Here is an 11,507-nt window from a genome sequence, read left to right as displayed (position 1 = left end):
TGATCGGAGTATCTATGTACCAGCGTATCGTTATCTACACGCGCCTGTTCCGCGAGCGTTGGTCCAACAATTGCATCCTCTCTTCTCTTTGGGATGGCACCTGCACCGGTGACGCGGCCTGCAACCCTACCTTGGGCTGCGCCTTCGGTACAGATGCCATCCTTTTTGCTGTAGGGGGAGCGTGTCGTGGCAGGTGAAAAGTTTTCCCTGTTCGAGGTCATCCTCTCGGTTATCTGCGTTGTCTTTACCATCGAGGCGGCCGCTCCGGCATCTGCCATGGGTAACGTGCAGTTCTTCTGGTGGATCTTCCTCATCATTACTTTTTTGCTTCCCTATGGCCTGGTGGTGGCCGAGCTGGGTACGGCGTTCGATTCCGAGGGCGGCCTGTACGACTGGGTTCGCCTGGGCTTGGGCGACCGTTGGGGCGCACGCTGCTCCTGGTGCTACTGGGTCAACTTTCCACTGTGGGTGGCAAGTATCGCCTGCATGTTCCCCAGTGTTATCAATGCGGTATGGGGCATCGAATTTTCGCTTGGGGTCCGAATTGCCATCGAGCTTGCCTTTGTGTGGGGCGTCACGGTCATGGCAATGCAGCCGGTGGCCGAGGCCGATTGGGTCATGGATGGCGGCGCCGTCATCAAGGTGCTCATTACCGCCGTGGTGGGAATCGTCGGCATCTGGTTTGCCTGCAACAACGGCTTTGCCAACGATATGTCGTTTAAGACCTTTGTCCCCAATCTGGGAGACACTAACTCACTGACGTATCTTTCGATCATCCTATTCAACTTTATGGGCTTCGAAGTGGTCGCGACCTTTGCTAGTACGATGAAAAACCCGTCGCGCGATATCCCCAAGGCGGTTATCGCCGGTGGCGTTGCCATTGCGGCAATCTACATCATTTGCGGCATCGGCATTGGGGCTGCGGTTCCCACCGAGCAGCTTTCGCTCGATTCGGGCATTGTGGATGCGGTCGCCGCCATGGTGGGGCGCGCTCACCCGCTGACGATGGTCGTGGGCGTGGCCTTTTTGGTGACGCTGTTCGCCAACATGATCTGCTGGAGCTTTGGCGTCAACAACGTGGCGAGCTATGCCGCGCGCCATGGCAACATGCCGCGTCCCTTTGCGTTGGTGTCCAAGAGGACCGGCATGCCAGACGGCTCGGCACTCATTAACGGTTGTTTCGCCAGCTTGGTGCTGCTACTTCAGATTCCGCTGGGCGAAGGTTCCGACGTCTTTTGGGTCTTCTTCTCGATGAACGTCGTCTTTCTGCTCATGAGCTATATCCCGATGTTCCCGGCGTTTTGGCGCCTGCGTAAATACGACGACCGCCCGCGTGTGTTCCGCGCGCCTTTCGAGGGCAAGGTGCTTGCGGTAGCGCTTGCGGTGCCCGTGGTAGAGCTCGTGCTTTCGATTGTTGCGACAATCGCGCCGCTTAACAGCTCGCCCGCCGAGATGTCAAAGTTGCCGATCCTCATGGGAGTGGTGATCGGCGTGTTGCTGGGCGAGGTTTCGCGCCTCATATCGCGCCGCGGCCGCAGTGTCGATAATCCCGGCGTTGGCGTGTGTGGAAAACGCAAATCGTGAGGGGGTTCGGTTCGGCAGCGCGGGACTCAAAACCGGAGTTGCTTCCGAGTTAACAAATTGCTGCGAGGATTACTGCGGCAATCGTGAAGGTTATGCTAGCGGTTGTGCTGCTCGATATCAGAGGAGAGTTTAGGCGCAAAGTAGGGGACATGGCCCAGGTAGGGGCAGCTGTCGTTGCGTTCATCAACGATGCAAGGAACATCATCGTAGGTCATGGTCGAACCGATCTTGGCGATGGCCTTGGCGGCAGGCGCGACAATAATCTTGAGCGGTGCAATCGGTGCCATGGCCTCTCCTTTCGATCTTGGTATTCGTTCGATGTTTCTACCATAACCGTAATGCAGAATCAAGCTGGTTGTGCGCGGAATGAGGGTAGTATGAGCTTCGCATTCTTTATCTACACGATTCTTGTCATGGGCGTTGGATTGGTGACGGCATCAACTGCGCTCGTAATATGGCTCATGACTCGTCGACGCGATTGTTTGGTGGCGGCCGCGGGCTTCCTTCTCTATATCTTCGATATGTCGGTGATCTTCTTTGATGAGTACAACCGGCTCAAATATGACTATGTGGTGACGTTTAATGAGCCGCTTCAACATCCGTTACTGCGCTGCGCGCTGGGCGTGGCGATTCTTGCGTGCGTATGGCTTTGGGTAACGTTTCGCTTACACGATGAGGTGACCGTTAAGCGCATTGCCGCATATGTCGTACCGATCGCCGTGCTTCAGCTTGCTCTGGTGCCTCGTACTGGCTTTGCGGGCCAGGTTCAGCAATATCTTTTTTGGCTTTCGCGCGATTTGGGAATGGCATTCTGCTTGGTATATGCTTACGCCTGCTATCGCAAGACGGAGAATAGGGCTGAGCGGCTCGATCTTGAGCGCTCTCGGACGTTCTTTCGCATAGCCTGCGTGCTTACCGTGATGGTGGTTATCGAAGATACCTATATGATCCTATTCTGCACGCCTGACGTTGACAACGTGATGGTGAGCGCCTTTTTATGGTATCTGGGCGAGCGGAATATCTCAGAGAATTTATTGTTTGTGGCTGCAGCCGTTCAGCTATTTAAACAGTTCAGCCATATCTTACGTGTGTTCTCGCGTCACCCTCGTGCCGATGAAGAGGTAGCGACAGAGCGCCGTGATGCACGGGAGGACCTTGTCTCGCGTGTTGTGATTTTCTCGGACGAGCATGGGCTTTCAAAGCGTGAACAGGAAGTGCTTACACTCGTATTGCGTGGACTCGATGTCCAAAATATTGCTAATGAACTTGTGATTAGTCCGGGTACCGTCAAGACTCACCTGCATCGCATCTATGTAAAGAGCGAAGTCAAGGCGCGTGACGACTTGATTGAGACATTCTGGCGCTCGTAAGGCTGGAGTGGTTCGGCTGACGGCGTATCGCAGACCACTTGGCGTAAAGAAGCGACAATAAACTTAGACAATAAAATACCTGTTCAGACGTGTAAACCTGCTTAACCCGTCCGTTCGCTCGCTTCCATCTTGGCAGCTTGTACAGGAGGTGCGTCAATGGGTGTTGACACGGGGCGTAGGGCGCTGGACAGACGCCCGACCGCTCGTAGGCACGTGTCATGCAGGGAGCGACAAATGCTCCCTCACCGATTGGGCGCGTCCTATCATGGCGCTCATCCATTGTCCTGTAACGTCTGAGGAGGCTCATATGGACAAAGCGGATTTAGTCATCAAAAGTAATGCTGTGTTCACTGGTGACGGGCTGGCCCCGTTCAAGGGCGGCGTTGCCGTCGCAGGTGACAGGATTGTTGCGTGCGGCGAGGATAAGTACCTCGACGCTTTTATCGGGCCCGATACCGAGGTGCGCGACTATGGCGATAAGCTCGTCATGCCTGGCATCATCGACTCACACACTCACTATGCCCAGGGCGCCTTTGTGTCCGATCCCGATTTCGCCGTCAATCTCATCGATTGCACAAGCTTTGAGCAGTGTATGGAACGCGTGCAGGCGTTTGCCGAAGACCACCCGAACAACGAGTGGATCGTGGGCTATCAGGTTATCCAGTTCCAGTGGGACGTGCCCGAGATGCCTACGGCGGCAATGATCGATGAGTACATTTCGGACCGTCCGGTCTTTTTGCAGCAGGTTGACGTGCACACGTTTAGTGCCAACACCTGCGCAATCGAGAAAGTCGGCATTACTGCTGATACGCCAGACCCATCAGGCGGCAAGATTCTTAGGGATGAAGCTGGCAACCCCACTGGGGTCTTCTCGAACAACGCGGGATCCTTTTTCTTGAATGAGGTATACAATCCCGCCCCCGAGGTGGCTAGTGCTTCCTTTGCCAAGACCGCGCATCGTGCCAACGCTCTCGGTATTACGACAGTCGGCATGGTTAACCCCACTTTTGTGAGCATGGATAACCCCTATAAATTCCTCACGGAACTCAACCGCAAGGGCGAACATCCGTTGCGCGTGTTCATGTACACAGACCTTTTTGAGAACGAGGCCATGACGCTCGAGGAGATTCGGGCGAAATACGACTTCCCGGGCACGCAAGTCGAGTGGCATGGCTTTAAGCAGTTCATTGACGGCGTGTGTTCCGATCATACTGCTTGGATGCTCGAGCCCTATGCTAATGCTCCCGAGACCTGTGGCGAGCCGGCTGAGGAACCGGAGCGTGTGCGCAAAGCCATCCTTAAAGCGCTTGAGTGGGGTGTCGACACGCGCATCCATGCCATAGGCGATCGTTCCGTACGCTTTATCCTGGACTGCTTCGAGGAGGGTGAGAAGCGTTACGGTCTTATGGGCTGTCGTCACTCCATGGAGCACAACGAGACTGTTCAACCTGAGGATTTGCCGCGCTATGCGGAACTCGGCGTCTGTCCGGCCATGCAGCCGTGGCATATGCTGCTTGATATGGCCGACTTGGCAAAGGACGACGCCGTTGGTCCCGAGCGCGCGGCGCTCTCGTGGCCAATTCATAGCCTGCTCGCGAGCGGTGCCTGCGTGCATCTGGGCTCCGACTTCCCGGTCGTGGGGCTTGAGCCTATGGAGGAAGTCTATGGAGCGGTCTACCGCATGCTCGAGGATGGATCTAATCCTGAGGGTTGGTTCCCCGAGGAGCGAATCACCATGGCCGAGGCCCTGCGCGCATACACCTACGGCGCTGCCTACGCTATGCATGCTGAGGACCGCATCGGCACACTCGCCTGCGGCAAGCAAGCCGACATCTGCGTACTCGACCGCAATCTCTTTGATTGTGAGCCGGCCGAGGTGCTCGAGGCTACCGCAGCCCTCACGATGATCGCCGGCAAGGTGGTCTTTGAGGCATAGCGCCATCGTTTGATTGGGCGGCTTGGCGCCAGTTGTCAGCCGCCTGACATCCATTCAGCACTACTCTCTCAAGGAAAGGGGAGAACAATGGCAGAAGAAGTAACCGCTGCCGTGGAGGAGGAGCGCGAGCTCGCCTCCCAACCGATTCCCGGCCTGGTGCGCAAGTACACCATCGTCACCGGCCAGGGCATGCTCGCCCAGATCATCATGGTGGTCCTCGAGGGTCTCGTGATGGGTTGGGGCCTGGGTGCCCACGGCCTGGCCTGTGTCTCGATCATCATGTCGGTCGAGTACATTAACCTGGCCTTTGGCAACCTGTTTGGCACCGGCGTGCCCGCCGTGGTGGGCAACCTTTTGGGTGCCGGCGACATCAAGGGCGCAAGCAAGGCTTTTAGCCAGGGCTTTTGGCTCACCACGATCGTGAGTGTGCTGCTTGCTGTGGTGATGGCAGTGTTTACCGAGCCCATCTGCGCATTCTTTGGCGCCACGCCCGACATCATGGCCGATACCGTTGCCGGCGTGCGCACCTTCGCCGTGCTGCTGCCGCTCACGGTCATTGGCCAGATGATCACCGCTGTGATGCGTGTGGACGAGAAGGTTCAGATCCAGGCCAACCTTATGACCGTTTCGGCCATCGTCGCCATCTGTTGGCTCGCGCTTTCCACGTTTGTGCTCAAGTTTGGCGTTATGGGCGCCGGCGTGTACTACGGGCTTTCCATCGGTATCTGGGCCATCGGTATCTTCTGGTTCATCGGGGGCAAAAAGTCCCAGCTCCAGATTAGCCTGGCCGACCTTAAGCTCGACCTCGCCATCTGCAGCCAGATCTTCAAGATCGGCTTCCCGTTCTTCCTGGTCCAGGGCGCGACCTTTATCTTTAACACCGTTGCCAACTCGCTTTTGGGCTCGTTCGGCGGCGACATGGGTTCGCTCTACATCGCAGCCTTTGGCGTGATCAACGGCTACATCCTCTACATCACCATGATGGTTGCCCAGTGCTTCTCCTATGGCCTGCAGCCCATCGCTGCCTTCAACGCCGGCGCAAAGGCTTGGGCGCGCCTTAAGGAGACGCTCTCCTGCACGCTTAAGTACCAGGTTGTGACGCTGGCGTTGGTCACCGTCGCGCTCTGGCTTGCCGCCACTCCGGTGTGCGCCTTCTTTGCCGGCAGCGATCCTGTGCTCGTTGAGGTTGCCGCCAACGCCACGCGTACCGTCATCCTGGCTGTTGCCCTGGGCTATCTTGCCATGACCATGTCGATATATTTCCAGGCGGTCGAGAAGGTTGGCGTCGCCACGTTTACCGGCCTGCTTCGCTATGTGATCTGCTCGGTGCCGCTTATGTACCTCCTCGGCAACATGATGGGTGTTGAGGGCGTGTGGATCGCCCTGGTGGTGGCCGACGCCATTACCGGTATCATCTCCATTGCGCTCGCCGCGCATGAGTCCAAGCGCCTGAGCGGGCTTCCCGCGTAGCCAACGCGCGCTTGCGACACATGACAGCGACTGTTTAATGCAAGCCGCCGCAGATGCTCCCAAGGCGTCTGCGGCGGTTCTTTGCAACGAGGTTCAAATAGGCAATCTACCAGCGCTACTTTCAAATTAAAGGCCGGCTTATGATTGTTCTCGAACCAATGCCATGAGGCCCAGGCGGTTTTTGACGCCGAGCTTGTGATAGAGGGCGTTGACATGCTTTTTTACGGTCGACTCCGAGATATAGAGCTCCTCGGACATTTCGCGGTTGGTCTTGCCGGCAAGCATCATCTTGAGCACCTCTGCCTCGCGGGGGAGGACTTCGAGCTCGCTGATGAGCGCCTCTAAGGGGTTCTCGCAAGCTTGCTGTGCGGTGCTCTGCGCAAGGATCCCGTACAGGCGCAGGCTCAGGTGCCGCGCGAGCTGGCGTAGGGCTTCGAGCTCTTCGTCCGAAAAATCCCCCGCTTCTCGTGCGCGAAACAGCGTGAGCGACCCCAGGGATGTGCTCCCGTGCGCGAGCGTGGCAGTGCAGCCATAGTAGATGCCGAGCGGCTTCATCCACTCCTGATAGATGGGCGTTGCGTTGCGGCGCTCGACATCCACAAGGTCCAGGTCGCGATAAACATGCACGTTGTGAACGTCAAAGCTCCAAAGGGTGTAGTCAAAGGCGGCATAGCGTTCGTAGTAGCTCTCGAGCTGGTCTTCTGCCATGCCACGGGCAACGGGGCTTACGAATTCTGTCTGTCCGTGTGTGCCGGCGCGTGCGATATCAAACATCGAGGCCCGGTGCGATATCACCTGATTAACTCTATCAAGAAGCCCGGCTTGAAGCGTGGCGAAGTCGTCGCAGCCATGAATCCATAAGGCGCATTCGTTGAGGGCGGACCAGCGGCTCCCGTGGATCTCATCGGGGTTAAAGCGGGTATGCGTGGTATTGGTCATGGATGTCCTTTCATGCGGCTTTGTCAGTATGACACGTCTCACGCGCCACTAGAACTTTAGGTCAGTGAACGGTGTCCTTTTGGGTGGCGAAAGGGTCCCCTAGGCCCATTGAGAGTGGGCTTCCGGAGCCGCACAATGGGGCCGTCATCACAAAGGGTCGTCCATATCGTTAGGAGCCAACATGAAGACCATTTACGAGAGCGAGTCTACGCCAAAGAAGGACGGATTCTACATGCCCGGCGAGTACGAAGAGCAGGAGCGCACCTGGATTTTGTGGCCGCATCGCTCGGATGTGTGGCGCTGCGGTGCCAAGCCGGCGCAGAAGGTCTTCACCGAGATCATCAAGACCGTTGCACGTTTTCAGCCCATCACTGTGGGCGTCAACACCGAAGACTTCCCCGCGGTGTGTGAGATCTTCGACGGCGTTGAGAACGTGCGCGTTATCCACATGGAGTACAACGACAGCTGGATTCGCGATCCCGGCCCGGCGTTCCTTGTTAATGACAATGGTGAGGTTGCTCTTTCGCACTTCCACTTTAATGCTTACGGCGGTTTCATTGACGGCCTGTATTTCCCGTGGGACAAGGATGCTTCCATTGGCCTGCAGGTGGCACAGCTCGAGCAGGTTAACCGCTATCGTCCCGAGGATTATATCCTCGAGGGCGGCTCGTTCAACTGTGATGGTCAAGGCACCGTCGTGACCACCGAGATGTGTCTGCTCAACGAGGACCGCAACCCGCAGTACACCAAGGAGCAGATTGAGGAGAAGCTTGCCGAGTACCTGGGCATCGAGAAAGTCATTTGGATCAAGGACGGCATCGACCCGTTTGAGACCAACGGGCACGTGGACGATGTTGCATGCTTTAGTGCGCCCGGCGAGGTCTGCTGCATGTGGACCGACGATCCCAACCATAAGTTCTACAAGGAGTGCCAGGAGGCCTTCAAGACGCTCTCCGAGGCGACCGATGCCAAGGGCCGCAAGCTTAAGGTGCACAAGGTCATTATGCCTGCGACCTCGGTGTATATGACCGAGGAGGAGGCATCGACCATCGATCCGGTCGAGGGTGTGCTGCCGCGTACTCCCGAGGACGCTTTCGAGCCGAGCTACCTCAACTTCCTGCCCATCAACGGCGCAGTGCTTGTACCGCAGTTCGGCGATCCCAATGACGCCCAGGCGCTCAAGGATATCCAGGCTGCTTATCCGGACCGTGAAGTCATCGGTATCATGACTCGCGAGGTTATTTACGGCGGCGGCAACATTCACTGCATCACCCAGCAGCAGCCCAAGGCGCGCTGCAAGTAGATGCGGTTGCAGGCACACGGGGTAGTGTCGATATGACCTGGGGCCCGCTGGCGCACACGCTGGCGGGCCCTTTTGCGTGCGGCGGGCAGCGTTGCACGCGGGCACTCGGGTCTAAGCGAGGGTACCAGGGGCCTTGCTTATCGTCGATAGTTGGTCTAGAATCGTCGATAGTCGATGATAGGGGGTAGCATGCAGCTTGTTGAAAGTGAGACCGTGGAGTTCAAGTGCACATTTACCCCTAAACTGCTCAAAGCTGTGGTGGCGTTTGCCAATTCAAATGGTGGTACCTTGTATATCGGAATCGACGATTTTGGCAGCATCATCGGCGTGGACGATATCGATGCCACCATGCTTCAATGCTCTAATGCAATAACCGATGGCGTGTATCCCGACGTTTCTGAAATCACGACGGTCTCCGCACTGGACATCGATGGCGCGGCGTTGGTGAAAATCGAGGTTGAAGCGGGTCCTCACAAGCCGTACTGCCTGCGTTCGAAGGGATTTGTTCCCGCCGGGGTATATCGGCGCCTGGGTCCTGCCAACGTGCCCATCGAGATGGCCCAGATCCGCTCGATGATCAAGCGCACCGACGGCGATTATTTTGAGACCGCGCGCTCTCATGAACAGAGCTTGACGTTTTTTGAAGCCGAGCGGGCCTTTAGGCGCGCGGAGATTACGTTTGACCAAACCTCGCAAAAGAATCTCGGCCTTATCGATGAGCTGGGCTTTTACACCAATTTGGCACTGCTGGTCTCTGATCAAAACCCCTTTGCAGTCCGCGCTGGCCTCTTCAACGACGATGCGTATACCGAGTTTATCGACCGTCAGGATGGCGAGGGCTCGATCTTCAGGCAGATAGAGGATATCGAACGGTTCCTCAATATATCGAACGCGACGCGTATGTACTTTGTGCCGGGAAGGCTCGATCGCATAGATAAGGACGACTATCCCCGCGAGGCTGTTCGAGAGGGAATTCTGAACCTGTTTATCCATCGCGACTACGAATCTTCGGTGGCGTCTCTTATCAAGATGAGCCGTACGGCGCTTGAATTTACCAATGCGGGAGGGCCGCAGCACATCAGCGTCGAGGAGGCGCTTGCGGGCGGCTCGGACGCTCGGAATCCAAAGCTGCAACTGCTCTTTTTGCGTCTGGGGATGGTTGAGGCGTTTGGAACGGGCCTCAAGGGGATCCGTGCGCTCTATGAGGCGGAAGGGTTGGAACCCGAAGTCTGCGCCTACCCTGCAATGTTTAGGTTGTCGCTGCCCAACGTCAACGCCGTGCGCAATTCCTATCTGACGCCTCGTGGCAATAGCGGTCCCAACTTGCGTGGGGATTACAGCGATTATGAGCAGCTCGAGCGGGAAGGGGCGCTGCCGCCCGATGTTTCGCAGGCGTTTGCATCCGTGCGAGCGCAGCGAGAGGGGCACGTGTCGATGAATGGCGACTGCGGCCACGAGGTGCGCGCCAAGCTCGTGGAGGAGCTTGGCTTTGATGTTGCGTGCAAGGCGTCCGCGATGCTACAGGATGTCTCGGACGAGCGACGTGGTGGATACGCTCGCGCCTTGATTCGCTTTGCCCTTGAGCGGCCCCGCGGTTTTACGCGCCAGGATGCTTCGGACGCTCTGGGAACTGGGCGCGACGTGACGCTGCGGGTTATCAACGGTTTGCTTGAGGAAGGCGCACTCGTTAAAGAGGGGCGCGCTCGGGCGACGAGATATCGCGCTGTCGGGCAGGTTTAGGGACGGGCGGTCCGGCCCCCTGGGTTATTCCTGGGCAGAGGCCAAGGGCCGGGTGCCCGGCGCACCTTGATTGAAGGGGTACTTAGAGCGTGCCTCCGTACATATAGACGATAAATCCGTCACCGGTGTCTTGGCTGTGGTCCTCTAGGATGCGCTTCATGTTGAGGTGCTCGTAAAACTGCCAGTCGGAGTTGCAGTCGCTCATCAGAAAGAATTTGGTGCAGCCTGCCTTGGCGAGCTCGGCGCGCGCAAGGTCGATGAGCGCGCGGCCGAGTCCCTTGCCCTGCCATTCGGGCACGATGATAATCAAGTTGAGCTGACCCTGGGCATATTCGTTGCCTGTGGCGGCAAAGCGATCCGCTGTGGCCTTTTCGCGGCTGTCTCCAAAGAGCGAGCCCTCGAGCTTGGCATCGGCGGTCTTTGCCATCTCGGTTGCCTGGGCGAACATCTCGTTATAGCAGGGCTCCCACGTGGGATTGGTGCGCGGCTTGCCGTCCTCGAAGATGCCGATGCAGCAGGCGGCGATAATGCGGCCCTCGGTCTCGGCGACGAGTGCGATGGGGGAACGCTGCAGCTGCATGGCGATGTTAAAGCGCGCGCAGAAATCGGCAGCTTCGACGTCGCCGCGGTTGCGCAGCGTGTTGCACCACAGCTGGTTGTAGATGGCGGCGATGCCGGCCAGGTCATCGAGCGTGGCGGCGCGCAGGGTTACGTTGTCAAGGCTCATGGAGGCTCCTTCCAAGTTGGGTCAGGCCACCTCTGAGTGTGACATGGCCGCAGAGCGCCCGCATCAATCATTCGGCAGACGAGCCACGATACCTCGGGGACGGAGGGCCCTAAGAAGGAATGAGGGCGGATTTTCGGACACTTGCTCGATGAGAGTGGATAATCTCCCACTTTTAGCGCTGGTATAGGCCAAAAACGGGAGATTATCCACTCTCATTCTGGGTAGTCGTTGGGGACGTTCTTAAACGACCAGTCAAACAAGAGCGTCCCCAACGACTACCCCAAGGAATGTCCCAGACTGCCGGCAGAAAAGGAACGTCCCTAACTGCCGCATCCGGAGTAAGACAACGCCGCAGGTAGAGGACGGACAGCGAGCGGGTCGCATTTGAGACAAGGTGACGTGAAACGAAAGGGCGCTGACCTTCCGGTCGCGCCCTTG

Annotated in this window: 10 protein-coding genes; 7 read left to right on the top strand and 3 right to left on the bottom strand. The window is 57.5% G+C overall.

Features of this window, described 5'->3' with window-relative positions; translation table 11 throughout:
- The coding region (locus OIL88_09870; GenBank protein HJI72662.1) for a hypothetical protein at positions 1-197 on the top strand (197 nt) is incomplete at its 5' end.
- Positions 187-1,584 carry an APC family permease gene (locus OIL88_09865; GenBank protein ID HJI72661.1) on the top strand — a complete coding sequence of 466 codons (1,398 nt, stop codon included), beginning with the start codon at positions 187-189 and terminating at the stop codon, positions 1,582-1,584. The genes OIL88_09870 and OIL88_09865, both read left to right, overlap by 11 nt.
- Before the next feature lie 95 nt (positions 1,585-1,679).
- On the opposite strand, the gene OIL88_09860 is transcribed toward OIL88_09865, so the two are convergent.
- Positions 1,680-1,871 carry a hypothetical protein gene (locus tag OIL88_09860; GenBank protein HJI72660.1) on the bottom strand — a complete coding sequence of 64 codons (192 nt, stop codon included), beginning with the start codon at positions 1,869-1,871 and terminating at the stop codon, positions 1,680-1,682.
- A 90-nt stretch (positions 1,872-1,961) separates the two neighbouring features.
- Here OIL88_09860 and OIL88_09855 point away from each other — a divergent pair, with 90 nt between their 5' ends.
- From OIL88_09855 to OIL88_09845, 3 genes are all read left to right on the top strand, one after another.
- Complete coding sequence (locus OIL88_09855; GenBank protein HJI72659.1) at positions 1,962-2,954, top strand: LuxR C-terminal-related transcriptional regulator; 993 nt, start codon at positions 1,962-1,964, stop codon at positions 2,952-2,954.
- 307 nt (positions 2,955-3,261) lie between these two features.
- The gene (locus tag OIL88_09850; GenBank protein ID HJI72658.1) at positions 3,262-4,890 is read left to right on the top strand and encodes an amidohydrolase; all 1,629 of its coding nucleotides are present in this window, start codon (positions 3,262-3,264) and stop codon (positions 4,888-4,890) included.
- Between the two features lie 87 nt (positions 4,891-4,977).
- Positions 4,978-6,360: an MATE family efflux transporter gene (locus tag OIL88_09845; protein ID HJI72657.1), complete on the top strand. Its 1,383-nt coding sequence runs from the start codon at positions 4,978-4,980 to the stop codon at positions 6,358-6,360.
- Between the two features lie 138 nt (positions 6,361-6,498).
- Here the strand turns inward: OIL88_09845 and OIL88_09840 are convergent, their stop codons facing one another.
- Positions 6,499-7,299, bottom strand: coding sequence for a LuxR C-terminal-related transcriptional regulator (locus OIL88_09840; protein ID HJI72656.1), 801 nt, complete (start codon positions 7,297-7,299; stop codon positions 6,499-6,501).
- Between the two features lie 181 nt (positions 7,300-7,480).
- Between OIL88_09840 and aguA the strand changes: the two genes are divergently transcribed.
- Complete coding sequence (gene aguA / locus OIL88_09835) at positions 7,481-8,602, top strand: agmatine deiminase (protein ID HJI72655.1); 1,122 nt, start codon at positions 7,481-7,483, stop codon at positions 8,600-8,602.
- A gap of 189 nt (positions 8,603-8,791) precedes the next feature.
- Entirely contained in the window at positions 8,792-10,342 is a 1,551-nt protein-coding gene (locus OIL88_09830) for a putative DNA binding domain-containing protein (GenBank protein HJI72654.1), read from the top strand.
- 82 nt (positions 10,343-10,424) lie between these two features.
- Here the strand turns inward: OIL88_09830 and OIL88_09825 are convergent, their stop codons facing one another.
- A complete protein-coding gene (locus OIL88_09825; GenBank protein HJI72653.1) occupies positions 10,425-11,069 on the bottom strand; it encodes a GNAT family N-acetyltransferase in 645 nt (214 codons plus the stop codon).
- Positions 11,070-11,507: the final 438 nt, after the last annotated feature.

The sequence above is a fragment of the Coriobacteriaceae bacterium genome, assembly GCA_025992855.1.
GTDB lineage: Bacteria > Actinomycetota > Coriobacteriia > Coriobacteriales > Coriobacteriaceae > Collinsella.
Note: the sequence above shows the minus strand (reverse complement) of the source record. Positions and strands in the feature narration are given on the sequence as shown.